Annotated in this window: 24 protein-coding genes and 2 pseudogenes; 8 read left to right on the forward strand and 18 right to left on the reverse strand. The window is 67.6% G+C overall.

Translation table 11 applies throughout. The features are described from left to right. Positions 1-39: 39 nt before the first annotated feature. Complete coding sequence (locus tag AC3B5T_RS06260) at positions 40-507, forward strand: hypothetical protein (protein WP_058252900.1); 468 nt, start codon at positions 40-42, stop codon at positions 505-507. On the opposite strand, the gene AC3B5T_RS06265 is transcribed toward AC3B5T_RS06260, so the two are convergent. The 4 genes from AC3B5T_RS06265 to AC3B5T_RS06280 all read right to left on the reverse strand — a co-directional run bounded on the left by AC3B5T_RS06265 (position 504) and on the right by AC3B5T_RS06280 (position 3,566). Next, positions 504-755 carry a DUF6480 family protein gene (locus tag AC3B5T_RS06265; RefSeq protein ID WP_078112504.1) on the reverse strand — a complete coding sequence of 84 codons (252 nt, stop codon included), beginning with the start codon at positions 753-755 and terminating at the stop codon, positions 504-506. The two genes, AC3B5T_RS06260 and AC3B5T_RS06265, sit on opposite strands and share 4 nt — an antisense overlap. A gap of 43 nt (positions 756-798) precedes the next feature. Beyond that, positions 799-1,788, reverse strand: a complete 990-nt coding sequence (locus AC3B5T_RS06270; protein WP_240198999.1) for an alpha/beta hydrolase — start codon at positions 1,786-1,788, stop codon at positions 799-801. Next, complete coding sequence (locus AC3B5T_RS06275) at positions 1,785-2,195, reverse strand: ester cyclase (RefSeq protein WP_488358433.1); 411 nt, start codon at positions 2,193-2,195, stop codon at positions 1,785-1,787. The genes AC3B5T_RS06270 and AC3B5T_RS06275 overlap by 4 nt, the downstream gene beginning before the upstream one ends. 78 nt (positions 2,196-2,273) lie before the next feature. Next, complete coding sequence (locus AC3B5T_RS06280) at positions 2,274-3,566, reverse strand: glycosyltransferase (protein WP_488358435.1); 1,293 nt, start codon at positions 3,564-3,566, stop codon at positions 2,274-2,276. A 187-nt stretch (positions 3,567-3,753) separates the two neighbouring features. On the opposite strand from AC3B5T_RS06280, the gene AC3B5T_RS06285 reads away from it, so the two are divergent. Then, positions 3,754-4,377: a TetR/AcrR family transcriptional regulator gene (locus tag AC3B5T_RS06285; RefSeq protein WP_159371699.1), complete on the forward strand. Its 624-nt coding sequence runs from the start codon at positions 3,754-3,756 to the stop codon at positions 4,375-4,377. Here AC3B5T_RS06285 and AC3B5T_RS06290 read toward each other — a convergent pair whose 3' ends face one another. Further along, on the reverse strand, positions 4,378-5,547 hold the full coding sequence (locus AC3B5T_RS06290) for a low temperature requirement protein A (RefSeq protein ID WP_488358436.1): 1,170 nt from the start codon (positions 5,545-5,547) through the stop codon (positions 4,378-4,380). It lies immediately after the preceding gene. Positions 5,548-5,732: 185 nt separating this feature from the next. On the opposite strand from AC3B5T_RS06290, the gene AC3B5T_RS06295 reads away from it, so the two are divergent. Together AC3B5T_RS06295 and AC3B5T_RS06300 are read left to right on the forward strand one after the other, a co-directional pair. Continuing rightward, on the forward strand, positions 5,733-7,124 hold the full coding sequence (locus tag AC3B5T_RS06295) for an acyl-CoA synthetase (protein WP_488358437.1): 1,392 nt from the start codon (positions 5,733-5,735) through the stop codon (positions 7,122-7,124). 151 nt (positions 7,125-7,275) lie between these two features. After that, a complete protein-coding gene (locus AC3B5T_RS06300; protein ID WP_488358438.1) occupies positions 7,276-8,133 on the forward strand; it encodes a hypothetical protein in 858 nt (285 codons plus the stop codon). Positions 8,134-8,210: 77 nt separating this feature from the next. Here the strand turns inward: AC3B5T_RS06300 and AC3B5T_RS06305 are convergent, their stop codons facing one another. Continuing rightward, the gene (locus AC3B5T_RS06305) at positions 8,211-9,398 is read right to left on the reverse strand and encodes an alpha/beta fold hydrolase (protein ID WP_488358439.1); all 1,188 of its coding nucleotides are present in this window, start codon (positions 9,396-9,398) and stop codon (positions 8,211-8,213) included. Beyond that, the gene (locus tag AC3B5T_RS06310) at positions 9,395-10,513 is read right to left on the reverse strand and encodes a homogentisate 1,2-dioxygenase (protein WP_488358441.1); all 1,119 of its coding nucleotides are present in this window, start codon (positions 10,511-10,513) and stop codon (positions 9,395-9,397) included. Before AC3B5T_RS06310 ends, AC3B5T_RS06305 begins: the two co-directional genes overlap by 4 nt. A 141-nt stretch (positions 10,514-10,654) precedes the next feature. Here AC3B5T_RS06310 and AC3B5T_RS06315 point away from each other — a divergent pair, with 141 nt between their 5' ends. Both AC3B5T_RS06315 and AC3B5T_RS06320 read left to right on the forward strand, forming a co-directional pair. Then, positions 10,655-11,272 carry a TetR/AcrR family transcriptional regulator gene (locus AC3B5T_RS06315; RefSeq protein ID WP_068972321.1) on the forward strand — a complete coding sequence of 206 codons (618 nt, stop codon included), beginning with the start codon at positions 10,655-10,657 and terminating at the stop codon, positions 11,270-11,272. A 150-nt stretch (positions 11,273-11,422) separates the two neighbouring features. Continuing rightward, the gene (locus AC3B5T_RS06320; RefSeq protein ID WP_472892097.1) at positions 11,423-11,998 is read left to right on the forward strand and encodes a GNAT family N-acetyltransferase; all 576 of its coding nucleotides are present in this window, start codon (positions 11,423-11,425) and stop codon (positions 11,996-11,998) included. Positions 11,999-12,011: 13 nt separating this feature from the next. Here the strand turns inward: AC3B5T_RS06320 and AC3B5T_RS06325 are convergent, their stop codons facing one another. The 8 genes and pseudogenes from AC3B5T_RS06325 to AC3B5T_RS06360 all read right to left on the reverse strand — a co-directional run. Further along, a complete protein-coding gene (locus AC3B5T_RS06325) occupies positions 12,012-12,740 on the reverse strand; it encodes a DUF429 domain-containing protein (protein ID WP_058252967.1) in 729 nt (242 codons plus the stop codon). Positions 12,741-12,766: 26 nt separating this feature from the next. Next, positions 12,767-14,067 (reverse strand): annotated as a pseudogene (locus AC3B5T_RS06330) (TrpB-like pyridoxal phosphate-dependent enzyme). 58 nt (positions 14,068-14,125) lie between these two features. Further along, positions 14,126-14,791, reverse strand: coding sequence for a response regulator (locus tag AC3B5T_RS06335; protein ID WP_159371702.1), 666 nt, complete (start codon positions 14,789-14,791; stop codon positions 14,126-14,128). Continuing rightward, positions 14,788-16,482, reverse strand: a complete 1,695-nt coding sequence (locus AC3B5T_RS06340) for a sensor histidine kinase (protein WP_488358442.1) — start codon at positions 16,480-16,482, stop codon at positions 14,788-14,790. Before AC3B5T_RS06340 ends, AC3B5T_RS06335 begins: the two co-directional genes overlap by 4 nt. A gap of 188 nt (positions 16,483-16,670) precedes the next feature. After that, complete coding sequence (locus AC3B5T_RS06345; protein WP_058252914.1) at positions 16,671-18,143, reverse strand: CitMHS family transporter; 1,473 nt, start codon at positions 18,141-18,143, stop codon at positions 16,671-16,673. 123 nt (positions 18,144-18,266) lie between these two features. Beyond that, the gene (gene dinB / locus AC3B5T_RS06350; RefSeq protein ID WP_488358754.1) at positions 18,267-19,514 is read right to left on the reverse strand and encodes a DNA polymerase IV; all 1,248 of its coding nucleotides are present in this window, start codon (positions 19,512-19,514) and stop codon (positions 18,267-18,269) included. 44 nt (positions 19,515-19,558) lie between these two features. Next, entirely contained in the window at positions 19,559-20,797 is a 1,239-nt protein-coding gene (locus AC3B5T_RS06355) for an ISL3 family transposase (RefSeq protein WP_165629364.1), read from the reverse strand. Positions 20,798-20,961: 164 nt separating this feature from the next. Next, a pseudogene (locus AC3B5T_RS06360) lies at positions 20,962-21,234 on the reverse strand (YkvA family protein); the annotation flags it as partial. 58 nt (positions 21,235-21,292) lie between these two features. Between AC3B5T_RS06360 and AC3B5T_RS06365 the strand changes: the two are divergent. Next, the gene (locus AC3B5T_RS06365; protein ID WP_223259023.1) at positions 21,293-21,736 is read left to right on the forward strand and encodes a class I SAM-dependent methyltransferase; all 444 of its coding nucleotides are present in this window, start codon (positions 21,293-21,295) and stop codon (positions 21,734-21,736) included. 54 nt (positions 21,737-21,790) lie between these two features. Further along, positions 21,791-22,102 (forward strand): hypothetical protein, encoded by a 312-nt coding sequence (locus AC3B5T_RS06370; RefSeq protein WP_223259022.1) that lies wholly within the window; start codon positions 21,791-21,793, stop codon positions 22,100-22,102. 142 nt (positions 22,103-22,244) lie between these two features. Here the strand turns inward: AC3B5T_RS06370 and AC3B5T_RS06375 are convergent, their stop codons facing one another. From AC3B5T_RS06375 to AC3B5T_RS06385, 3 genes are read right to left on the reverse strand one after another with little or no spacing between them, the layout of a single operon-like run. Continuing rightward, complete coding sequence (locus tag AC3B5T_RS06375; RefSeq protein WP_068972120.1) at positions 22,245-23,585, reverse strand: carboxylesterase family protein; 1,341 nt, start codon at positions 23,583-23,585, stop codon at positions 22,245-22,247. After that, positions 23,582-25,810, reverse strand: a complete 2,229-nt coding sequence (locus AC3B5T_RS06380) for a heavy metal translocating P-type ATPase (RefSeq protein WP_068972119.1) — start codon at positions 25,808-25,810, stop codon at positions 23,582-23,584. Before AC3B5T_RS06380 ends, AC3B5T_RS06375 begins: the two co-directional genes overlap by 4 nt. Then, complete coding sequence (locus AC3B5T_RS06385; RefSeq protein WP_058252919.1) at positions 25,811-26,098, reverse strand: DUF1490 family protein; 288 nt, start codon at positions 26,096-26,098, stop codon at positions 25,811-25,813. Positions 26,099-26,476 lie beyond the last annotated feature (378 nt).

A 26,476-nucleotide genomic window follows, 5' to 3' on the forward strand; every position in this document is an offset into this window, starting at 1 on the left:
CTCACGACAGAGGCTCTCGGACGGTGCAGACTTCCGACCATGACCGCGCCTGCCGACTCCCTCGACGAACGGGGGATCGGGAACCGACGGACCGGCACGGCGTGGACGCTCGCCGGGATGGAGCTGTTCGTGTCGTTGTCGGCACTCGCCGGCGGCTCGGCTCTCATGACCGATCAGTGGTCGATGCCGCGGGAGTGGCTCACCCACACGCCGTTCGAGACCTGGACCGCTCCCGGTGTCGCACTGATCGCCGTAGTCGCGTTACCCCACCTGGTGGCTGCCGTGGTCGCCGCCGTCCCGTCCGTGCCCGCGCGGTTGGGCATAATCGGCGGCCTGCTCGCCGGGTCGTCGCTGATGGTCTGGATCATCATCCAGATCGCGCTGCTGCAGGTGTTCTTCTTCCTACAACCCGTGCTCTTCGTCGTCGGCATCGGTGAGATCGCGCTGGCGATCCGCTGGCGGCGTGTCCGCTGCCCGTCGACGCCGGGTGACGGCGCTGAACCCTAGAAGAGCCCCACGGCGCGGCCGATCAGACCGAGCGCGACGATGAGAAAGATGATCGCCGCGATGGCGATGACGATCACGCCGCCGGCACGCCTGCGTTGCGGCGGTTCGTGCTCCTCTCCACCGACCGCGGATTCCGCCGGCGGTGTGTCACCGGGCGCCACTCCGCCGCCGGGCTCGAGTCCCGCCGTGCTGGACGGGTCGGGGTTCTGCGGGTTGAACGGTTTGCGGGCGGGGTCGTTGTCAGCCATACGGGCGGTGTACCCGGAATGGCGCGAAGTCACTCGTGGGCTGTCAGAGACCGGGTGCGAGTGCGGCGAACATCACGGGCAGATCGTCGGCCCAGTAGGGCCATGCGTGCGTTCCGATCGCACGGAAACGGACGACTGGCTGCAGCCCCTCGGACCTCATCCGGCGGGCGAACTCGTTCGAGCACGCGTTGACCGAGTTCTCGAGTACCGCTCCCGTCGCGATCTTCTCCCCACGGTGCCGGCCCGGGTCGAGCCGGGTGCGTTGATCGAGGGGGCCGGGCGCGCCGGTCCCGGACGCGATGAAGACGCGCTTCCCGACGAGGGTCGGCAGGCGGCGACCCGGGTCGTGGTCGGCCCATCCCGGCGCGTTCCACGGACCCCACATGTTGGTGGGATCCCCACCGTCCCGGATGATCGCGGCTCGGATCTGCCCTTCGTGCACCGGGCCGGTCGTGAACGGGCAACCGCTGATGGAACCGACGCCCGTGTACAAGCCCGGCCGGCGCGTCGCGAGTGTGAACGCGGCCTGGCCGCCCATGGACAGGCCCGCGATCGCGTTCCGCCCGTTGCCGTGGAACCGGCCGTCGATCAGCGACGGCAGTTCGACGGTCAGGAACGTCTCCCACTGCGGACGCCCGAACGTCGCGTCGTCGTGCTGCCAGTTCGTGTAGAACGCCCCCTGGCCGCCGGGCAGCACCGCATTGACGTCCTTGTCACGAAAATACCTGTCCGCGCGGGCTTCCCGAATCCAGTCGCTGATCGCCGTCTTGCGGCCGCCCCCGTCGAGGAGATACAGCGTCCCGCGCGACCGGGAGTGCGCCGGGTGCAACACGCTCACCGGCACGTTCCGGCCCATCGCAGCCGAACGGATCACCAGATCGTGCCGCTGCGGCCCGACCGCCACACTGCTGATCACCGACGCCGACGCGGATACCGGTGCCGCCGAGACGATTCCCTGCGTACCCGAGACGATCGGACCGGCGACGAGCGCGGCCGCGAAGACCCTGGTCAACCGGCGCCGAGCACGACTCATCCGGGTAGCACGCCCAGTTGTCCGAGGAAGTCGAGCTGATCGAAGTACAGGTGCTCGGACATCAGCTCCGAGCCGTCGATCCGGTAGGTCGCACTCCATCGGAACGAGACAGGCCGTCCGGTGGGTTCGACCGGACCCGACGGACTCTGCAACACTCCGTCGTGGACACCGTCGAACGTGCCCTCCACCGAGGCGTTGTCGCCGTCGACGACATACGAACCAACGGTGAGGCGACCGTCGGAGAAGGCGCCCTGGAAGACCGACAGGAAACCCAGTACGCCCTCCCGTCCCGTGAACACCCCACCCGGCGAGACCAATTCCGCATCGGCGGACCATGGTTCGTTCTCCGGTGCGCGGTCGTTGAAGGCGTCGATGTGCGCGTCGATGACTGCTCGTGCATCCCTCATGTCGGGCTCTCTTTCTCGGTTGTCGTCGGCAGGTGCGCCGACATTCGGGTATCCGGATGACACAGACCGCGCGGCGGGTCAGGATGAGCGGGTCGATCGACGAACCGCCCGATCGACTTCGGTCACGATCGTCTGGGTCGAGTCGTAACCGGCGATTGCATGCGCCATCTGCCGGCACCGAACGGCAACGCCGTCGTCGGCCAGGATGCGGCGTACCGTCGCGGCGAGGTCCGCAGGAGCGGGTCGCCGGGTCCCCAGATCTGCGCCGACCCCGAAGTACGCCACCCGAGCCGCGACTTCGGGCTTGTCCTCACCCCCTGGTGCGACGACGACGGGCACGCCGTGGCGCAGCGCCTGCAGCACTCCGCCGTAGCCGCCGTTGGTGATCAGCACCGATGTGCGCGGCAACAGTGCCTCGTAGTCGAGGAACCGCGCGACCCGCGTGTTGTCGTTCCGCGGCACGGGATCCGGGTCCGCACCGCCGGTTGTCACGACGACCTGGACGTCCATCTCGGCCAGCCCGGCGACGGCGGGTTCGATCAGTTGGGAGACGTCGTCGTTGTCGAGCGTGCCCTGGGTGACGTGGACGATCGGGCGGTCGTCGTCGAGCATCTCCGACCACCACGACGGCGGGGGAACAGCAACGCCGGCGAACACCGGCCCCGCGAACACCGTGTTCGGCGCGAGATCGGATCGGGGATACTCGAATTCGGCCGGGCCCAGCTGGACGAAACGGTCGAACGCCCTGGACAGGTCGAGGACGAAATGATCAAGCGTGCCTCCGGCCCGTCGGACCAGGTCCCGCGCCGAGGACTGCGTGGACGCGAACAACACCCGCCGTACTGCCATGTGAGCCAACCGGTTACGGAGCCGACCCAGCCGGCCGGTCATCGGCGGCAAACCGCTGTTGAAGGGTGCGACGTCGGGACTGGACTGAGCGAGCGGCATGGTGCCGACACCGATCACCGGAGGCCGCCGGCCCGGGGGCCGGGACAGCAGGGGGATAATCCCGGCGAAGGTGCCGTCGCACAGGATCACGTCAACGCCCCGGCGGCCGACGACCGACGCCACCGCCGTCGCCTGCTCCGGCAGCGGCGCGATGAACGTCCGCTCGACCTGATAGCGCGACAACGCCAATCCGCGATGCCGATGCCGGTCGGGGGTGAAGCTGTCGGGGTCACGTTCGTCCAGATCGGCGACTCCGGTCAGCGATTCGACGGTCAACCCTGCGTCGCCAACCCGGTCGGCGAAGCGCGAGCCGGTCAGCATGATCACCTCGTGACCCCGATCCGCCAGCACACGTCCGACAGCGGTGAGCGGACCGACGTGTCCGGCCAGCGGCGTGGCGCACACCAGAATGGTCGACATCATTCCTCCATTTGAGTAGAGCTCGACTCTAACCAAATCGGACGACGGATGAGCGCTCTCACGCGATTGGTCCCATCTTTGCACTTCAGCGAGCTAAATGAGTTCCGGGGACTGTGATCGATCTTTGGGCAAAGCCCAGCAAGGCCACTACTATCGTTGTTGTTGGAGTCCGACCCGATCGGAGGCCGGCGTGAGCAAACGCCCCTACACACCGCGTAAGCGCGCGATCAGCGCGGCGCAGACGCGGACGCGCATCCTCGACGCCGCCCAGGCGCTGTTCGTCCAGCAGGGATATTCGCGGACCACAGTGCAGCAGATCGCGCAGCAGGCCGGGGTGTCCGTCGGCACCGTGCATCAGGCGGGGTCGAAAGCGTCCCTCATGACGGCCGTCCTCGAACGCGCCTTCACCGGTGACGAGAAGTTCGTCTCGCTGCTCGAACGACCCGAGTTCATCGCGATCATGAACGACACCGACACCGATCGCGCCATCGGGCGGTACGTCGACCACGTCGTCGCCGCCAACAGTCGGATCGCCGATCTATGGCATGCCGCGACGCTGGCGGCCGACACCGACCCGGCCATCGGCGAACAGCTCGAGCGGTCTGAGCTCCGCCGGCTCGACGACGTGCACACCGGCTGCCACTGGTTCGTCCACCGGGGCCTGATCTCCGACACCCGGGTCGACGAATTCGCCGACATTCTGAGCTATCTCACCGGCCCGGCGACCCATCGCTACTTCACCGTCGAACGGAACTGGAGCACCCCGCGATTACGCAGCTGGCTGCTCACCGGCATCATGGCGGCGATGCGGTAGTCACACCTGCGGGTCACCGGTTGTGGTGAGCGGTGGTCGAAAGACCAGGACGATGACGATCGCGACGAGGAAGACGGCGGTCAAGGCGAACGGGACCGGGATGACCGGGTCGAGCAGGACCAGCACGGCACCAACCGGTACCACGGTGTTCACCACGCGATCGGCGTTGGCGCGCAGAGCAATCCACCAGATGCCCAGGATGAAGACCGCGATGGGGATCGTGACCGTGAACGACGCCTGGGTTTCCGTCAGCTCGCTGTGGTGGGTCAGGACGTCGATCTCGACCTCGATACCGGCCGAGAAGGCACCGGCAGCGGCGAAGACGAAGTAGTGGACGTATCCGTACCGGAGGGAGTCGGCGAGCGATCCGATGGCCCGGTGGTGCGGCGGCCAGAAGTAGATCCACCACAGCGCCGCGGTCGCGATGAACGTGAGGATCGCGATCGAGATCAGCGGGGCGAGCTCCTGTTCGTTGTGCAGCGCCTCGATGATGGCGTTCGACGACGCCAACAGGCTCTCGCCGAGCAGGATCAGCGTGAACAGTCCGTACCGTTCCGTGATGTGGTGTGGATGCCACGGAGTGTTTCCCTGCTTCTCGGCGATCACCGGCACCGCGAGCTCGGCACCGACGAGCACCACGAACCCGATGGTTGCGGCTGCTCCCGACGGTACGAGGAGCCATAGCAGCCACAGGATCTGGACGACGGCGATCCCGGCGGCATAGAGCCGGGTCGTCCGGCGGCGGTCTCCGGCAGAGCCGGAAGCGCGCAACCACTGGGCGACCATCGCGACGCGCATGACCACGTAGCCGAACACGACCAGGGTGAACTCGTGGTCGACGAAGGCGGGCTCGATCCCGGCGGCCAGCACCAGCACACCCGCCATCTGGACGAAGGTGAGCACCCGGTAGAGCCAGTCGTCGGTGCCGAACGATGTCGCGAACCAGGTGAAGTTCATCCACGCCCACCAGATGGCGAAGAAGATGAAGGCGTACGACACGACCCCGTCGACGATGTGGTTCTCGGTGAGTGCGTGATGGGGCTGGACGGCTGCGATGCTGACCGCGACCACGAAGACCAGATCGAAGAAGAACTCGAGCGTGCTGGCCGTCCGGCCCGGTTCGGCCGGGTCTCGTAGGCGCATGGTGCTCAGGTGAAAGCGCTCAGACATCGTTGCCCCCGATCGGTCGCTGCGTGTCACGAGATCGTGCCGTCGGCGCCGAGGGCATGCGCTCAGGAGTGCGGGTCGGGGTGTCCCACCGCCGACGGCGGTCGGCGTGCGGGGCGCACGCCGTGTGACCTCGGCGATCTGCGCAGGTGACGGGCGGGATGGACCCGTCGTGGCACAGTGAACACGTGCTGCTGCCCACCCTGACCCCCACCGCACCGGACGATCCCGCCGTGATCCGTGTCGGCGACGACAAGCTGTCGCGCGAGGACCTCGTCGGGGCCGCGACGGCAGTCGCCGAACGGATCGCCGGTGCCCGAACCGTCGCGGTACTGGCCACGCCGACGGTGGAGACGGTGCTGGCGGTGGTGGGCGCGCTGATCGCCGGGGTGCCGGTCGTCCCCGTTCCGCCCGACTCCGGGCCGCGCGAGTTCGAGCACATCCTCGCGGACTCGCGGGCACAGGCGTGGCTGGGGCAGGCCCCGGCCGCGCCGACCCTGCCCGTCGTCCCGGTCCGCCGCTACGCGAAATCGTGGCACCGCCACCCCGAACCGCACGCCGATTCGACCGCACTGATCCTCTACACATCCGGCACGACCGGCCTCCCCAAAGGTGTTCCGATCACCAGGCAGAGCATCGCCGAGGGCCTCGACGCACTCGCCGATGCGTGGTTGTGGACCGCCGACGACACTCTGGCGCATGGCCTTCCGCTGTTCCATGTCCACGGGTTGATCCTGGGGGTCCTGGGTCCCCTGCGACGGGGCGGGCGACTGATCCACACCGTCACCCCGACCGCGGACGGATACGCTTCCGCCGCGCGAGCCGGCGCCAGCATGTTCTTCGGCGTCCCGACGGTGTGGAACCGCGTCGCCGGCGATCCGGCTGCGGCACAGACGCTGTCGTCGGCGCGAGTCCTGGTGTCGGGCAGCGCCCCGCTTCCCGTGCCGGTCTTCGAGCGGATCCACGAGCTCACCGGTCACGAGATCGTCGAGCGCTACGGCATGACCGAAACACTGATCACCGTCAGCACGCGCGTCGACGGACAGCGCCGGCCCGGGTGGGTGGGTCTCCCGCTCGCCCACGTGGAGACAAGGCTGGCGGAAAACGGCGAGCCGCTGCCCCACGACGGCGAGAGCGTGGGCGATCTCCACGTCCGCGGCCCGATGATGGCGTCCGGGTATCTCAATCGTCCGGATGCCACTGCCGAATCCTGGCTTCCGGACGGCTTTTTCGCGACCGGTGACGTCGCAGTCATCGACGGAGACGGGATGCACCGCATCGTCGGCCGACGAGCCACCGACCTCATCAAGTCCGGCGGGTTCCGCATCGGGGCCGGCGAGATCGAGACCGTCCTGCTCGCCCACCCGGCGGTCCGCGAGGTGGCGGTGATCGGCGTCCCCGACGACTACCTGGGCCAACGCATCGTCGCCTACGTCGTCGGCGACCAGGTCGCCGACACCGAGCTCATCGAATTCGTCGCCGGCGAGCTGTCGAATCACAAGCGGCCGCGCGAGATCCGGTTCGTCGAGTCCCTCCCGCGCAATGCCATGGGCAAGGTGCAGAAGAAGCTGCTGGAGTGACCGTCGTCTGAAGACCGCCCGGTGGAGCGGACCCGACGACGGTCTGCCGGCTGTCCGTTTTCCACGGGCGGTTTTCACACTGCTGACGTAGTAATCCGCAGACGTCTCGGACGCCGGGTTCTGCCCGCCGCCACGATAGACACTGTCCCGCATGACCTTCGACGAGCTCACCGAGCGGTTCGGCGGCGTCGTCGCCACCCATCAACTCCTGGCCGCCGGCGAGACCGCCGCATCGATCCGGGAAGCGTGCCGTTCCGGCACGCTCTCGTCGATACGCCACGGGTGGTACCGGACCGAGGCCGCCGATCCAGAAGTGGTCGGGGCCGTCGCCGATCATGGCGTTGTCTCCTGTGCGACCGCGCTGCGTCGCCACGGACTCTGGATACCTGAACATCCCGAACAAGTGCACTCGCGCGTGACGCGCCACGAGCGACGCCGATCCCACGACAGGTGCCGACGGTACGGTCGGCCGACTCCGGCCGACGGCGCCGTCGACGATGTCGCGACAGCATTGCAGTACGCCGCCCGATGCTTCGACGTCGAGGGTTTCGTCATCCTGTGCGACTCCGCACTCAACACCGGCAAGATCACCCCCGCACGACTCCGCACCGAGTTCGATGACGCGCCGATGTTCATCAAGCGCGCCATCGAGGAGACTCACCAACTTGCCGCGTCCGGAACCGAGACAGCAGCCCGCCTGCGTCTCAGAAGCGCCGGCTTGCGAGTCACGGTCCAGCACCACGTACCCGGTGTCGGGTGGGTCGATCTGCTGGTCGGAGAACGGCTCGCGCTCGAGCTGGACAGCGTCGAACACCACACCGGGATCGAGAAGTACGAGGAGGATCGCACTCGAGACCGAAAGCTGATCTCACGCGGTTACTTTCCGTTGCGAGTCACCTATGAGCAGGTTTTCGGTGATTGGGCCAACACCTATGCGGACATTGCCGAGATCATCGCTCACGGGTACCACCGCAGCCGGTCGCCTGCCTGGAGAAAGCCCAGCTTATAACCGCCCACCAGAAATGGACACCGAACGCTACGTCCCCGAGTACCTTCCACCGGGCGGTTTTCAACGAACCCGGGCCATCAGTTGGCCCACCCCCGCTCGGCCAGCCACTCGGTGATGGTCCCGACCGCCTCCTTCAGGTGTGGGATCTGGTCTCGGCCCGAGTAGTAGTGCGTCGCACCGACGATGGTGTGCAGGGTCTTGTCGGGATGACCGACCGCGTCGAAGAGGCGGAGCGTGTGACTGGGCGTGCACGCGTTGTCGGCGGAGTTGCCGATGACCAGTGTCGGGACCGCGAGATCGGCCGCACACCGGGGACCGTCGCCGTTGGCGTCGTCGAAGCTCCACTGCGACAACCAGCTTCGGAGGGTGGTGAACCGGGCGAGCCCGACCGGGCCCATGTTCACGATCCGCGGATCACCCAGATAGCAACCGAGCTTGCGATCGCTGGGGTCGACGGTCAGGTCGAGCCAGCGCGGATCGGCCATCGTTCCGTGCACGATGAAACCGCGCTCCATCAGCGGTTCGCCACGCCCGCGCAGATCGACGAGTCGCTCTTTCACCCAGGCGGTGATCCGCCGGTTGCGGTCGATCTGCGCCGCGCGGTAACGGTCGAGGAACTCCGCCGAGTACGGCGGCTGGTTCGGGTTCGAAGGGTTGTAGAGGTCCAGCTCCGGATCGCGGTTGTCGGGATCCGACTCGTCGAGGATCGACGGGTCCATCCACTCGGTCAGGGTCCCGTGCCGCGAGACGTGCGCCGCAAGCAGCATCATGCCGTCCGCGGCGGGGAGGTCGAGGGCGGTCAGGTCCGGCGGCTCACAGGCGGGGGTCGCGGTGACCGTCGCGTGCTGTGCCTGCTGCTGGTAGTACAGCGACAGGGCGCCGCCGCCGCTCCACCCGGCCAGGATGACCTTCTCGTAACCGAGGCGTTCGCGCGCATCCTTTACGCACGCACCGAGATCCTGCACCACCTTCTCCATGATCAACGCACTGTCTACGCCGCGATACCGGCTGTTGCAGTAGATGACATGGTGGCCGGCGCGGGCGAGGGCATTGGTCATCGGCAAGTAGGCGCCGCCCCCGATCGGGTGCATGAAGACGATGACGTTCTTCGACGGCACGCCACGGGGGCGGAGCAGATAGCTTTCGAGCACCACACTCTCGGTGACCCCGCCGTAGGTGTCCTGGTATGCCGAGAGATCGTCGAAGACGACGAGATAGGGAATGCGGTCGTAGTCGTGACGGGGCACGTCCCCCCGGTCGCTCATACTCGTGACCCGGCGTCGGCCTGTGCGGAGTCCGCGACCCCGGGTTCGAGTAGTGCGGGTGCGGCGATGAGCCGTCGACGAGTGTCGATCGAGATCACCTGCCATTCCACGCGGTCGAACTCGTCGAACTTGCGCCGGGAACGCTCTCGCGCCCGCTCCGGGATGCCGTGATGCATCCCCTGGGGTGCGTGGGAGATCAGGCCCGGCGGCATGCCGACTCCGAACATGCTGCCGCCGTGGAAGAACGCGATCTCGTCGAAGTCGGTGTTCCGGTGGTACCACGGCAGCCGTTCGGCACCTCTGCGCGCCTCGGCGGGGCGCGGCAGGAAGTTCATCACGTACACCCCGGTCGCCTGCATGAACAGATGCACCGTGGGCGGCAGATGCACCGTCTCGGAGGTGATGACGTCGTAGTCCTCGATGTTGAACGTGAACGGGAAATTGTCTCCACGCCAGCCCTCTACGTCGAGCGGGTGGAACGGGTAGAACAGCGATGTCTGCCCCTCTCGCTGCCGGAACCGCACCTCGTACTCGTCTCGGCCGTCACCGTCGAACGCCTCCGCCTCGGGAACGACGACGAGCGAGGAGTCGAAGGGGAAGAACCTGCCCAGTACGCCCGGTTCGGGCACCCGGAACTCGTCGACCGCCTCGATGACGAGCAGCAACGACGCACCGTCGGGCACCTGACGATAGGTGCACCCCTTGGGGAGATATACGTAATCGCCGCGCCGGTAGGGCAATCGACCGAACTCGGTCTCGAAATACCCGGTGCCCTCGTGGACGAAGACGAGTTCGTCGCCGTCGACCGGGCGAAACCAGAACGGAGCAGCCTCTTTCCGACGACTCAAAGAAATCCGGCAGTCCTCGTTATGGAACATCAGCAGCGGCTCACCCGCGGGGTCGTTCTGGTCGGTGGGCGCGAGGTCGGTGACGATTCGATCGACGCCGGTGTGGGTGCCCGCCGCCCGGAACTGCGTCGGGTCGTTGCGTCGATACAGATGTGCCGTGCGGCCGGTGAAACCGTATCGTCCGAGCTCATCGTCTTTCAGATCGGCGACATCTCGGTGCACCTGCCGAGGCGTGTGCCCCTTGCGGTGCTGGACGAACGATTCCATGCCGAACTCCCGTCTCTGCGTTTTTCTGATGCTAGATTCAGGTTCAGAAGATGACAAGGGTCACACTTCCCGTCGATCCGAGTGCGGTCTTCGACCGTCCACATGGTTCGATGAAGAATCGGTCCGCGGAAGGAGCTCATGGTGCCGCCGACGAACAAAGGTCGCCAGACCGAGGCCGCGTTTCTCGACGCAGCGCGCCGGACGTTCGCCGAAAAAGGCTACCTGAACACCAAGATCTCGGACATCTCCGCCGCTGCCGGCCGCTCGACCGGTTCGTTCTACAACTACTACGACAGCAAGGACCGGCTGCTCGAAGCCCTGCTGGATCAATTCTCGGACGAAGTGGTGGAGCAGTCGCTCGCGACCCGGCACACCGACCCGGAGGCGAGCGTCCGCGCGGCCGTGACCGCGTATTGGACGACGTACAAGAAGTACCTGCCCGAGATCATCGGCCTGTTCCAGATGTCGATGACCGACGACGATTTCCGCAACCGCTGGCTGGCCAACCGGGTATCCGGTGTGAAGCAGGTGCTGTCGGGTCTGCACGGTGCCGAGCGCGCGGGGTACTCCATCGGCCTGCCGCTCGAACCGCTGGCGTCCGCACTGGTCGCGACCCTCGAATCCACGTGCTGGACCTGGCTTGCGGTCCGCGGCGACGCCGCCGGGCCCGTCCCCGACGACGACACGGCCATCGAGATCCTCACCGCGATCTGGTACCGGACCGTCTTCGGGGCCGGACCGGCACAGTCGGCTCCTTGACCCTTCGTGGCTCGTCGCTGGCGCTCCTCGCACCTCAGGGAGCAATGGTTATGTCGTTCTTTCGGATGAGGGAGCAGGGGCGTGAGCGACAGCCACAGGGCTGACACCGGCCCGCTTGCCGTCCCGGACCGAGCCGACGACGATGGACGCATGCCCATCGAGGTCCGGCCCGCGACGATCTTCGACGACATCGCCACGATGGTCGGTCCGAAGAAGCCGACGTCGAACGTGTGCTGGTGTCTGAGCTACCGCATCCCGAGCAAGCAGAACCAGGAGCTGGTCCGCGAGCAGCGCGGAGAGTTCGTGAAAGAGCTGTGCGACAGCGGCATTCCGCTGGGGGTCCTCGCCTACGACGACGCTGGCGAGGTCGTCGGCTGGGCGGCCGTCTCACCGCGCGCGGACACGAGCTTTGCCCGGAACCGGAAGATCCCGCACGTGGACGACCTGCCGGTGTGGTCGGTGTGGTGCATCCGTGTCCGCCCCGGTCATCGCAAGCAGGGGATCTCGCACGCACTGCTGGCCGGGGCCGTCGACTATGCGCGGTCGAACGGCGCGCCGGCGATCGAGGGTTACCCCGTCGACAATCAGGGCGCCAAGGTCGATCTGACGATGGCCTACGTCGGGACCCGCGGCCTGTTCGAGAAGGCCGGTTTCACCAAGGCGGCCGACACCTCGTCCGTCCTCGCCGGATTCCCACGCGTGCTCATGCGGTTGTCGCTGGACTGATCGAGACCACGACTCAGATCAGTTCCGCCAGTTCGGCGGTGGGTACGTGGATCCAACCCTCCCGCGCGGCGACCGGCCGGTCGGTGGCATCGGGCAAGATGGTCCGGCCGAGCTCGGCGGCACGCGCGATCAGTGCGGTGATCACGGCGTCGAACGCGTCGTCGTCACGGGCCATGGTCTCGGCATGATCGCCGAGATCCAACCATGGCGCAGCTTCTTCGAATGCCACGACGAGTCCGGCGAGCACCGAAACGTTGGCGGCCCGTTTGTATCCGCGCGAGGTCAGTCCCCATCGTTTGAGTGCCCCAGCGGGGTACGCCTCGACCGCCCACCCGTCGACGCGGTCGTCGACTCCCAGGTCCGCGAGCAGGCCGGCGCATCGGAACGCGACGTGCGCGATCTGGTCTGCCGACACGCTGAGCGGGCGACCGACACCGGCGTCGACGATCCGCAGATCGGTGCGACGTAATGCAAGTGGTCGTCGACGGGCGATGTCGTCGAGTTCTCGCCCCTTCGACAAGTCGTTGCGATGATGCGCGACGACGAAGTCGACGAACTCGTCGGGCCAGCCGAAGGGCGAATCGATCCCGATGCGGGTCGACCCCTCGACGAGGCGCCGGACGGCGGTGTCGTCCGCGCCCACGACGAGATCGGTGAGCACGGCCTTGTCGGCATCCCAATCGACGCATGCGACAGCAGTTTTCGCTGGCGATGCGGACAGGTCGATGCCGACCGTCCGCATCGCCGGGATCACGGTTCCGGGTCGAGTCAGAAGTTGCCCTCGAGGAACTCGGCATACGCGGGCAGATCGAGTTGCCCGTGGCCCGACAGTCCGATCACGACGACCTCGTCCTTGTCGCTGTCGGCGACGTGCGAGGCGCAGGCCGCGATCGCATGCGTCGACTCGGGAGCCGGGACGATGCCCTGGGTCCGGGCGAACTGCACGCCCGCGGAGAACGCGTCGTGCTGGGAGATGGCGACACCCTGCACCAGACCGAGCTCCACCGTGTGGCTCAGCGCCGGCGCCATGCCGTGATAGCGCAGACCACCGGCGTGGATCGGGTCGGGCACGAAATCCATACCGAGCGTGTGCATCTTGAGCAACGGGGTGAGTCCGGCGACGTCACCGTGGTCGTAGCGGTACTCCCCCTGCGTGATCGACGGGCACGCGGCGGGCTCGGCGGCGATGACGCGCGGGTCCGAGCGGCCGTGCAGCTTCTCCCGCAGGAACGGGAACGACAACCCCGCGAGGTTCGACCGCCTCCGGCACAGCCGAACACGACGTCGGCACCGCCCGGCTCCACCGCGTTGAGCTGATCGACGGCCTCCTGCCCGATGACACTCTGGTGCAACACCACGTGATTGAGCACACTGCCCAGCGCGTAACGGGTGTCGGGGTTGGAGGCGGCGACCTCGACGGCCTCGCTGACGGCCATGCCCAGGCTGCCCGTGGTGTTCGGGTCCTTGGCGAGCATCGCTCGACCCGACTCGGTCAGCTCGGACGGACTGGGGTGGATGGTCCCGCCGTAGGTGCGGATGAGGAACCCCCGGTAGGGCTTCGAGCTGTACGACGCACGGACCTGCCACACTTCGACGTCGATGCCGAACTGCGCACCCGCGAACGCCAGTGCACTCCCCCACTGACCGGCTCCGGTCTCCGTCGTCAGTTTGGTGACGCCGTCGAGGCTGTTGTAGTACGCCTGCGCGACAGCCGAATTCGTCTTGTGGCTGCCGACCGGGCTGACACCCTCGTACTTCACGTAGATCCGCGCCCTGGTGTTGAGCGCCTCCTCGAAACGACGCGCGCGGATCAGCGGCGACGGCCGCCACATCCGGTAGATCTCGCGCACCGGTTCGGGGATCTCGATGTAGGGCTCGGTGGACACCTCTTGCGCGATGAGGCCGCTCGGGAACAACGCGGCGAGATCGTCCGGCCCGACCGGTTCCTTGGTGCCCGGATGCAGGTGCGGCGGGATCGGCGAGTCGAGCTCGGCGGCGAGGTTGTACCAATGGGTCGGGACATCCACTGTGATCAGATCCGGATTCCCGGTCTCGACATGCATCGTCATGGATCACCACTCTAATCCTCGGGCCGGTCCCCGCGTCCCGTGCCGACCGATCCCGCTGTCACGCCCCGGGCAGCCGGTACTCCTGCCGGGGCCGGCCGGTGGCGCCGTACTGCAGCGACATCGTCAACCGTCCGGCCGCCACGAGGTTCGCGAGGTGCCGCCGCGCGGTCGGTGCCGCGATGCCGATCTCCCGCGACACATCGTCGGCGAACAGCGGAGCGCCCTCGGCGAACAACGCCAGGATGCGCTGTTCGGTCGGCGAGCCACCCTCGGCCCGGTCCGCGGCGCGGGTGCCGAACCGCAGTGCCGACAGCGCTGCGTCGACGGCGTGCTGGTCGACGTTCTCGCCCGCCAGCATCCGCCGGTACTGGGCATAGCCGGCCAACCGACGCGCGAGGTCGGCGTCGTCGAAGGGTTTGATCAGGTAGGCGAGCGCACCGGCACGCATCGCGCCTCGTACCGCCGAGGCGTCGGTCTCGGCACCGACGATGAAGCAGTCGCAGTCGAGTTCGGCGACCAGTTCGATGCCCGAACCGTCCGGCAGGTAGACGTCGAGGAGTGCGAGATCGATGTCGGGATGTTCGGCGATGGCTTGACGTGCCGCACTGATGCTGCCCGCCCGGGCTCGCACGGTGAAGCCCCGGACGGCGTCGACGATCGCGGAGTGCAACGCCGCGACCCGGAAGTCGTCGTCGACGATCAGGACGCCGTGGTCGTCGGTCATGGGGTCACTCCCGGTTCGTCGGTCTGGCTGTACGAGTCGTCTTCGGCCTCGTCCGTCGGCGCGAGCACGCCGGGCAGGCGGGCGACGAACACGGCCCCGCCCGGTTCGTCATCATCCGCGGAGCCGCGACCCCCCGCATCGGCGACCCACACGTCGCCGCCTACCCGGCGCGCGATCTGCCGGGCCAGGGCGAGTCCCATACCGCGGCCGCCGGGTACGTGCGCGCCGGATTTGGTCGTGGCGCCCTCGGCGAAGACGTCGTCGGGGTCGTCGAAAGCGATGCCGGGTCCAGAATCCCCGACGGTGACCAGGACCGTGTCGCCGTCGGCGATGACCTCGACCTCGACCTCACCGGGCTGTCCACCGTCCGGTCCGGACGCGGCGGCATCGATCCCGTTGTCGACGAGGTTGCCGAGCACGGTGGTGACGACGACGGGTTCGGTGAGTACGCCCTGAATCCAGGTCTGGTCGCCGAGTCGCAGCACCACCCGGCGCTCGCGCGCCTGAGCCGCCTTCGCGTCGAGAAACGCGTGGAGGTGTGGTTCGCGCACGTTGTCGAGTCCGGCGAGGAGCGCCCCTCCCGGTCCGGTTCCGGTGACCTCGTCCAGGTAGGCGAGCGCTTCGTCGGCGTGCCCGTGCCGGAGGAGGCCGGCGAGTACGTGCATCCGGTTGGCGGTCTCGTGGCGCTGTGCGCGTAGGGCGGTGCTCATCGACTTGATCGAATCCACCTCGCGGCTGAGTGCTTCGACGTCGGTGCGATCGATCACCGACAGGACCATGCCGAGGTCGCGACCGTCGGCCTGCACCCGATGGGAACTCACCAGGACCACCCGTTCGCCGACACCGGCGGCGAGGGGTTCGTCGGTCGGCGTCGCCAGGACGGTCGCCACCCGCGGGGTCAGGCCGAGGTCGCCGGCGGGGGTGCCGACCGGGGCGTCGATGTCGAGCAGCGCACGCGCCCTGTCGTTGACGACGCGCACGATGCCGTCGGCGTCGACGGCGAGCACCCCGTCGGCCATCGAGTGCAGCACGGCCCCCTGTTCCCGGACGAGCTCGGCCAGTTCGTCGGGCTCCAAACCCAGGGTGAGTCGGCGCCAACGACGGGCCAGCAGCACCGAACCCACCGCGCCGATACCCAGTGCCGTAAGCGCGAGGAGCGCGATCGCGACGATGTCGGTGCGGGTCTCGGAGCCCAGGCGTTCGGTGGAGACACCGACGCTCACGAACCCGACGACTGCGCCGTCGGCGTTCAGGACCGGGACCTTCGCGCGGACCGACTCGCCGAGGGTGCCCCGGTCGGTGTTCACCTCGTTCGATCCGGACAGCACCTTCGACGGGTCGGTGGAGACCGTCCTGGCGAGCTCCGTCACCTCGGGGTGTGCCAGACGGATGCCGCGGTCGTTGCCGATGACGACGAACAGGGCTCCGGTCCGGGCTCGTACTGCCGCCGCCTGCCGCTGCAGCGGGCCGTCGACCAGGTCCGCCGCGTCCACCCGGTCACCGGGATGGGCGGCGACCTCGCTGCGGACCTCGGCGTCGGCGGCGACCGACTGCGCGATGGCGAGCGCGCGCTGTGCGTACTCGTCGCGCACCCGGTCGTCGGCTCCGGCGATGACCAGACCGAACCCGACCGCGAGGCTGACCGCTATCACCGCCAGCTGCAGGAGCAGCACCTGCGTCCGCAAACGCATGACGTCAGCCTAATGCTCGCTGTGGGGCAGGCACGCCGACGCGGCGACCCGGGCCCCGCTCCCTGAGGAGGCCCGGAGCTTGCGGAGCGCCGTCACCCCCGCTCCCTGAGGAGGCCCGGAGCTTGCGGAGGGCCGTCACGAAGGGTGTCCGACACCTGCGCTCCTGGATCGCGGTCATCGATGCCGGATCAAAACGGGATGGCCCCGACCAGGACCCCGACGGCGAGCATCACCAGCGAGACGACCGTGGCGCGCCACAGGACCTTCTTGTGGTGGTCGGCCAGGGTGACCCCGGCCAGTGCGACCAGCAGCAGGATCGCCGGGACCAGCGGGCTCTGCATGTGCACGGTCTGGCCGGTGATCGATGCCCGCGCCATCTCGGTGGGGTCGATGCCGTAGCGGGTCGCGGTCTCGGACAGGACCGGCAGCACCCCGTAGTAGAAGGCGTCGTTGCTCATCAGGAAGGTGAGCGGGATCGAGAGCACGCCGATCACGATGGCCATGTGGGGGCCCATCCAGTCGGGGATGCCATCGGCCAGCCAGTGCGCGATGGCGTCGACCATCCCGGTGCCGTTGAACACGCCGGTGAGGACGGCGGCGGCGAGGACCATGGCGACCACCGACACGATGCTCGAGCTGTGCCGGGTGATGGCCTCCTGCTGCTGCTTGATGTGCGGGAAGTTGATGGCCAGGGCGATGCCGGCGAAGATCATGAACAGCACCGGGATGGCGACGATGTCGGCACCGAGGATGGCCAGCAGGGCCACGGTGAGTCCGGCATTCACCCAGAAGAGCTTGGGGCGCAGGGTTTCCCGATTGGGGTCGAGGACGCCCGAGAAGGATGCGTCGCGGTCGTCGTCATCGGCGCCCGCCACGGGGCGGCTGAGATCGTGATCGCCGGTGGGAGCGTCGTCGTAGGCGCCCGGGCCCGTTCCCCTCGAACCCGAACTGCTTGCCCGACGGCCCTTCGGCGGCAGGCCGGTTCCGCCACCGGCGCCGACCAGCACCTCTTCCTTCGGGGCGAGGATCGAATCCCGGATCTCCAGCTTGCCGATGCGCCGGCGTTCGAGCACACCGAGGTGATAGGCGAAGAGCAGCACGACGACCAGCGCCGCCACCAGCGCGGGGACCATCGGGACGAAGACGTCGTTGGTGTCGATGTTCAGCGCACTTGCGGCGCGGGCGGTGGGACCGCCCCACGGCAGGATGTTCATCGTGCCGTTGGTGAGTCCGGCGACGACCGTGAGGACGACCGGGCTGACGCCGAGCTTCAGGTACAGCGGCAGCAGTGCGGCCGTCGTGATGATGAAGGTCGTGGAACCATCGCCGTCGAGCGACACGACGCCGGCGAGCACCGCGGTTCCGACCACCAGGCGTGCCGGGTCGTCGTGCACCGCGCGGACGACCGCCCGGACCACCGGATCGAAGAGTCCGACGTCGATCATGATGCCGAAGAAGATGATCGCGAAGAACAGCATCGCCGCGGTGGGTGCGAGGTCTTTGATGCCGTCGGTGATCATGTCGCTGATGCCGAGGCCGGCACCGGCGAAGAGGCCGAAGGCGACGGGCACGAGGATCAGCGCCACCACGGGCGTGGCCCGCTTGGTGATGATCAGCACCATGAAGGTGGCGACCATCCCGAGGCCGAGGGCTACCAACATTGTCTTACTCGATTCTGCAGCGGATGTGAGGGCGACCACATCGGGTGGTCACATCAGAAGTGTTGGGGTCACCGGCATCACAGTCACGCTTGAGCGCATAAGTAGCGTTTCGCGCTTTTCGCGCTAGTCGGGCAGCATCGGTGCGTCGTCGCCGTGGTTGCGTCCGATGAGCACCGCGCGGGTGACCGAGTCGCGGCCGAACCGGTCCCGCAGCAGATCCATCGTCGCGTCGAGTTCTGCTCCAGTTGCTGTCGGCCCGCTCGCTCGGCTCCCGGCGCCGGCGTGATCGGTGTCGAACGGCAGGGTCAGCTGGATGCTGTCGTGGTCGTCGAGGTTCGTCAGCGACAACCCGACCAGGGTGCATCCCCGTTCGCGGATGATCGGCATCGCGTCGGCGAGGAGGCCGCGCGCCGACGCCATGATGAGGTCGGTGCGGTCGGTGGACTCCAGCAGGGTGCGAGACCGGGTGGCGCGGGTGAAGTCGTCGAAGCGCAACCGCAGAACGATTGTCCGACAGACCCGTTCGGCCGTTCGGAGCCGTTTGCCCAATCGTTCGACGATCGCGGTGATGGTCGCCTCGAGGTCGGCCTCGGACTTCGGACGTCGGCCGAGCGCGCGTTGTGAACCGATTGAGCTGCGTCGTTTGCCGGTCTCCACCCGACGCGGGTCCTGGGCGAGTGACAGCGCGAAGAGGTGCCGTCCGGCACCCGACCCGACGATGCCGCGCAACGACCGCTCCCCGAGGGCCGCCAGCTGGCCGACGGTCTCGATTCCTGCGTCGTGCAGCTTGGCCTCGGTGACCGGACCGACCCCCCAGAGTCGACGGACCGGGAGCGGATGCAGGAAGTCGAGTTCGGTTCCCGGCTCGACGATGAGCAGGCCGTCCGGCTTGCCGACGGCGCTGGCGACCTTGGCGAGGAACTTGCTGCGTGCTCCGCCGACCGTGATGGGGAGACCGACCTCCTCGCGGACGCGGCGTCGGATCGTCGATGCGACGTCGTGCGGCGTACCGCTGATCCGGCCGAGCCCCCCGACGTCGAGGAAGGCCTCGTCGACCGAGATCCCCTCGACCACGGGAGTGGTGTCGTGGAAGATGTCGAAGACCTCCCGACTCGCCTCCATGTAGGCCTCGAACCGCGGCCGGACGACGATCGCGTCGGGACAGAGTGCCCGCGCCTCGTGGCCCGGCATCGGCGATCGCACCCCGCGGGCCTTGGCCTCATAGCTCGCCGCGAGGACGACGCCGCCGCCGACGAGAACCGGACGGCCGCGAAGCGAGGGGTCGTCCCGCTGCTCGACCGAGGCGTAGAACGAGTCGAGATCGGCATGCAGGATCGACGGATCCCGCCGTTCCCGCCGCTCGATGCGCATAGAACACATGTGGATCTCCTGATCTGAAAGTGGGCGGTTTTCGGTCAGTTTCGATGTGGGAGTTCTGGGCATGCGCCGCCCCTGGTGAGGTTCGCCATCGCGATCAAAGCGTCGGGAGTGTGAAATCCGTACGACCGCTTTGTCAATGACCGCAGATGGCAGTTCGTTGCTTCGACTCGCGCATTGCTCATCTGACACTCGACCGCGTTAAAGATCTGGACCTCACGTTTACGGATACTCGGCGCCAGGGTGCGAATCTCTGGTATGTCACAAGCCTCCGCCTTCTTCAACCACCGCCGCAACGGCGCCCAACATGACAAGTAGGCACCTGAAAGTATGTGCCGTATCTCTTCTTTCATCTGATACGCACGGGCCAGCACACTGTTGGCATCGCTGACCACGATGGACTGCAACCGCTCCTGGTTCTCGGTGAGGCTGTCAGGATTCTTCAACAACGCCCACCTCAACCGGCCACGTTCCACCTTCGACAAGCCGGCTATCCGACTCATCACCCGAGACCGGCACCGGTCCAACGCCTGATTGACCCACTGCAGCACATGAAATGGGTCCATACACCAGTACGCCCCCGGCGCCTGCTCGGCGAGGACCGCACCGATGTACTCGGCGCCATCAGCACTGATATGGGTGATCCTGCGTGCGCGCACATCACCCAGTTCATCAAAGAACCGCTCGATCGTCTCCTTTTTGGCGCCCTCACCCGCCCATACCAACTGACCTGTGTCATGATTGACCACGACAACCAGGTACCGGCGGCCCTTGCGATAGGCGATCTCATCGATACCGATGCGCCGCAACCCGTTCAAGCGTTTAGTGAGTCCGACATGGTCGTCGACCACGCGCTCGACGATACGAGATACCGTCCGCCAGGAGACCCGCAGATAGGCACTGACCGCGGTCATCGGGGCGTGCGCGCACAGCCATGCGACGGTGTCGTCGAACGCCCTGGTCATCTTCGCTTCCGGACGTGCCCACGGAACCAACTCAGTCTTCACATCATGGCGAGGACACTGCACACGCTTGGCGGGCAACTCGAGGAAGCACCGCCAACCGCCCATGTCGAGATGTCGCCACCGTCGCGGCGCCGCAGGTTGATCGTAACCAGGGCAGCGCTTCTTACATTGCGGGCACCGTGATCGTGCGTTCTTGTGCAGTTCCAGCGACACGACCACCATCTGCCCGCGGTCATCCTCATCGAACCTGACACCCACAACACGGGCACGCTCGATTCCGAGCAACTTCTGCAGTACTCTGACAGTGCGCAACGCCCACTCCTTTGGTCTTGTTCTTCGCAAATCAAAACCTAAGCGAGACTGGGCGTTGCGTGCGTTAGGCTCGCGAAAAGGAACCCACTTCGACGTCAGAAGAGCCACACATGTTCGCATGAGGGTCGGACATGTACCAGCACGTCCGAGGCAGCCGACTCGGGCTATGGGTCCATCGGCTTTGTGGGATCGCCGATGCCGGCCAGGCGGCGCACCGCGACCAGACCGTCGTCGCTGCCGGGCCAATGGCGCCGGAGCGCATCTTGGCCGGCACGGCGGACGACCGAGCGCAGCGCCAACACCACGATGATCGCGTCGTCGGCGTAGCCGAGAACGGGGATGAAGTCGGGAATCAGGTCGATGGGAAGGACCAAGTAGATCAAGAGCAGCATTAGCCGGACGCGGTCCATCAGGGACGGCTCCGTTCTGTCGGCAGAGGATTGAGACGTCCGCCACTTTATCGGGAACCGTTGTCAACACGTCTACGCTGAACCCATGCCAGGCCCGAGCATCGCCGAGATCTTCAACTCGACCAGTCCCGATTTCGACCTGGTGACTCCCCTCGTCTGGGGTCCGGCGGGCGAGACCCTCGTTGCTCGGGCACGGGTCGCGCTGGGCGATGAGGTTCTCGACATCTGTTCCGGCACCGGTGCCAGCGCGCTGGCCGCCGCGCGGGTCGTCGGACCCGACGGGCACGTCACGGCAGTCGACTTCGCCGCCGATCTGGTGGAGCGTGGCCGAACCAGCGCCTATGCGGCCGGTCTGCGCAACATCGACTTCCGGGTCGACGACGTGACCGCGCTGCCCGGCCGGGAGCGCGGCGAATACGACGTGATCACATGCGGTTTCGGCGTGTTCTTTCTGCCGGACATGGACGACTCGGTGCGCAAACTACTGCCCCTCCTGCGCCCACGTGGTCGTCTCGCAGTCGCGGTATAACATGACGACGCACTCCACGACTTCACCGGCGCCTACTTCGCCGAGGTCGCCCGCGTGACGAACACGCCGCCGCCACCCGGTCCGCGTGCCCCGTCCGACGGACCGCCTCACCCCATCACGCGGATCGACACCGAGGAGAAGATCGTCAGGTGGCTCGAATCGCTTGGCGCAGAAGAGGTGTCCGCGTCAGTTCTCGACCTGCGCGTACCACGGACCGACGAGTTCTCCTGGTCGATGGTCCTCGGCAGCGGGTTGCGCGGCGCACTCGCCGACCTGGACGCCGACGCCGTCGAGGACGTGCGAGTCGGGTTCCTGCAGCGGCTGGCAGACGAGAGGGGATCACCGAAGTCGACTGCGACACACTGATTGCCGTGGGTGAACGACCGGCCGACTGACCTCGCGGCGCTTCCACCGCCGGGCGTCGACGGCTTCGCGCGATTCGGCTGCAGACGCCCAATCCGTGGTGAGACCGCGGGTACAGTCGCATTCGCGCTACGCGATGCCGCGGTCAACGGAAGCGGATCAGGCCCGGCACATCAGCCGGCGCGGTCCATCCGTCGCGAGCGAAGTCCGCCCAGATCCGTCGCAACGTGCGGCCGTCCTCGGCAGCCCGATCGGCGTCGTGGCCGGCCAGGATCGGGGCGCCGGCCCAGATCTCCGGGGTTCCGAACAGCAACGGGATGTCGACGGTGTGCACGGCGCGCAGCGGGTGATCTGCTGCGCCCCAGTCGATGACGTACTGCGCGGCCTTTCCTCCGGCGCGTCGGTGGCGTCGGGCGAAGCGGTCGGCCGCCGACGTGTAGATGGCACGGGTGAGTTGCTGGACAAGGCATTCGTACAGGCGGTTGCCGACCAACGGAACCGCGGGGAGCGACGACACCCCGTCGATCGCCGCGGTGAAGAACGCGGCCTCGCGGCTGCACCAGCCGATGAGGACCTCGACGTCCCGCGCTCGACTCTCCCAGACCGCGTCCACCTCGTCCTCGGGTGGCAGCGGATGGTGGCCGTACTGGGGACCGAAGGACATGAACGCCGGAAGTCCATGTTGCAGAATCGCTTTGAGTCCCATCATCGACTCCTGGACGGCCAGGACCTCGTCGACGGTCGCCGACGCCGACACCTGGTGCGACGCAGCGAACATGTCCGCATGCAACCGCTCGCGACGTCGGGTGATGCCGAGGGGCGCACTCTGGATGATGGCGCGGCGGAACAGGCCCGTCACGCCGTCGGCCGCCATCAATTGTGCAACCGCGTCGCCGCCGGCTGATTCGCCGAAGACGGTGACGGCGTTGGGATCGCCGCCGAAGGACGCGATGTTCCGCTGAACCCAGCGCAGCGCTTCGATCATGTCGAGCAGGCCCAGGTTCGCCGGCCGGTTGATGCCGTCGCCGAGGAACCCAAACAATCCCAGTCGGTAGGTCACTGACACGACGACCACCCGCTGTTCGGCGACCAGCGCCGCCGGATCGTGGCAGGGCGCGTCGGCGGCGCCGATGATGTACGACCCGCCGTGAATCCAGACCATCACCGGGAGAGCCTCGTCGGGTCGACGGTCGACCGGCACCGTGACCGACACGTACTGGGCGTGCTCGTCGCCGACCATCTCGCCCAGCGCGGCATCGCCGAAGGTGTCGTGGACGATCCCCTCGCCGTTGCGCTGAGGACAGGCGGGCGACCACGAGGTCGCATCGATCGGCTCGTCGGCCGGCGGTTGCGGGGACGGAACCTCGAAGCGCGCCGCCTGCGCGAAGCGGATCCCGGTGGCGCGCACGACCTGTCCGTCGGTGCGAGCGATGATCGTCCCGGCCGGACACTCGAAGGTCGCGGTCGTCGTGGGTACCTCGGTCATGCGCGGACTTCCTCCGCCGACGCCGACGGAGCCGGTTCGACCTGATACCGGATGAGCCGAGAACTGTTGAGCACCACGGCAACCGATGATGCGTTGTGCAGCACGGCGGCGAGGACCGGCGAGAGCGCACCGCCCGCGCCGATCACCAGCCCCAGGGCGTTGACGGCGATCGACATACCGTAGTTCTGTCGTATCACCTCGACGGTGTGCGAACCCAGATCGCGGATGTCGAGCAGCTTGCGCAGGTCGTCCCCGGCTAGCGCGACGTCCGCGGTCTCGACCGCGACATCCGTTCCGGCCAACCCCATCGCGATGCCGATGTCCGCGGCGGCCAACGCGGGGGCGTCGTTCACACCGTCACCCACCACCGCGACCACGTGGCCGAGGGCCTGCAGCTCACGAACCACCGCGAGCTTGTCGTCAGGGGTGACCTCGGCGGCCCACCGCTCGATGCCGAGTTCGGCGGCGATGGTCGCCGCGGTGACCGGGTGATCGCCGGTGAGCATGGCGATCTCGGTGACCCCGTCGGCACGCAGCGCGTCGAGCACCTCACGCGCCTCGGGACGCAGCTCGTCGGACAGACTCACCAGACCGACGAGCGTGCCGTCGACGGCCAGCAGCAGCGGTGTCTCGCTCGCCTGCCGCAAGCGGTCCACCCAGCCGATGGCGTCGTCGGAGATCGCGACGCCGTGCCGGTCGAGGAGTGACGGATTACCCAGCAGGAGCACGCGCCCGTCTTCGGCGCGGGTGCGCATGCCGAGTCCGACGATGACCTCGCATTCCGCATGCGTCGGGATCTCGATGCGACGTTCCTCCGTGGACCGGATGACCGCTTCGGCGAGCGGATGACGCGAATGGATCTCGGAGCTGGCCGCGTAGGCGAGGATCTGTTCGGGCTGCCAGTCGTCGGAGAAGGACACGACGTTGGTCACGACCGGGCGCCCGACGGTCAGCGTGCCGGTCTTGTCGAACACCACCGCCGAGATCCGTCCCGAAGCCTCGAGGTGCGATCCGCCCTTGATGAGGATTCCGCGCCGCGCGCCGTTCCCGATGGCGCCGCTGATCGCGGTCGGGGTGGACAGCCCCACCGCACACGGGCACGCGATCAGCAGCATCGTCATCGCACGACGGAGATCGCGCGTCACCAGCAGCGTCAGCGCCGACAACGCGAACGACGCGGGTACGAACCGCCGGGAGAAGTTCTCCCCGACCGTCTGGATGGGAGCGCGGTCGCGCTGAGCCTCCTCGACCCGGCCGATGATCCGACCGATCGAGGTGTCGTCGCCGACCGCGTGGGCCTCGATGACGATCCGGCCGGTGAGTACCACCGAGCCGGCCTGCACGCGGTCGCCGACGTGCTTGGTCACCGGGAGGTTCTCGCCGGTGAGCGCGGACTGGTCGACCACCGCTTCACCGTCGACGACCACACCGTCGACCGCGACGGCGACCTGTTCGTGCACGATGACCGCGTCGCCGACGTGCAGCGCGTCGATGGCGACCTGCACCTCGGTGCCGTCGGAGAGTCGAACCCAGGCGGTGTCCTGGGTGCCGCGGAGGAGCTCGGCGATGGCGCGTCGGGTGCGTCGTAGCGTGAGGTCCTGGAGGAACTCACCGATGTTGAGCAGCCACAGCACGGTCAGCGCGACCACGTTCTCGCGAAGGAGCAGGCTCGCGATCGTGGCGGCCGAGACCAGCGCATCGGTCCCGGCCCGGCCACCACGGAGCGAGCGGAGCGCGCCGCGGAGGAACGGGTACCCGGAGAAGATGGTGACACCGGTGGCGACGGTGCGCGAGGCCGGCCCGAGCAGCGGCGGGCGGCGGAACCCGTAGCGCCGGAAACCCAGCAGGACCAGGGCTCCCGCGCCTATCCCCATGCGCAGCAGGTCGGCATTGGTGACGTCGGCCGAATGCGGTGCGCGGTCAGGAAGATTCGCGGGGTCGGCGTGAGTGGCCGCCGCGATCGCATGATCGATGGCATCCCGGTCGGTGTCGGCCCGAAACCATACGACGACCGAGGCGGTCCGCGGGTAGGCGTGCACGGCGCGCACACCGGTCACCCGGGCAACGCTCTCCTCGACGGCCACGGCACGACGGTCGGCGACAGTGCGATCGGTGACCCGCAACCACGGAACCGTCATACGCACCCGGCCCGCCGCCGACGACCGGACGACGATGTCGGTCGGCTGCAGCTCCGGCGAGTACGTCGGCGCGGACGTGCTCACCATTCAGTGATCGTGGTCGTGATCGTGTGCGACGGCGGTTCCCGGCGGAGTCGACTCCTCGCCCAGCCGTTCCTTCGCCTCGGCGACGATGTCGGCGGTGTTGAGTCGCACCGACTCCGCGACCTCCTCGGCCTTGCGTGTTCCACGGATACCCCACGTGGTCGCCACGACGGCTCCCTCACGCAGCGGGGCGCGTCGGGCGACGGTGCGTACGGCGTCGTAGGCGACGGCTCCGACGAAGCCGGTGGCGACCGTCGCGCCGGCCTTGGCGAGCAGTGCATGAAGTGCCATGTGGGGTCCTCGCTATCCGATGTGCTTGCACACGTGGTGACAGGACACCACGCTACAGGCGTACCGCGACTCACATGGTGCGGCCGCGGGTGCGGTTGTCGGACATGCGGACTCGCTAATGTGAGTGGCACCGTTCGGGTGCTTTTCGAACCCCGGTCGCCGGACCCTTCGTGACGCGCCCTCCGCAAGCTCCAAGCGCTCCGCAGGGAGCAGGACTGCCGCGCCCTCCGCAAGCTCCGAGCGCTCCTCCTGCCCACCGCAGCGCGCGGTCGGCGACCTTCGGATCACCGTAGGAGGAAACCGGATCGCCGATCGTGTCGAGGCTGCACGGTTCTGTGCTGTCCGTGACGCGGACCGGTTGTGAAGGCGGTCATGGCT

The sequence above is a fragment of the Gordonia sp. G4 genome (assembly GCF_057770005.1).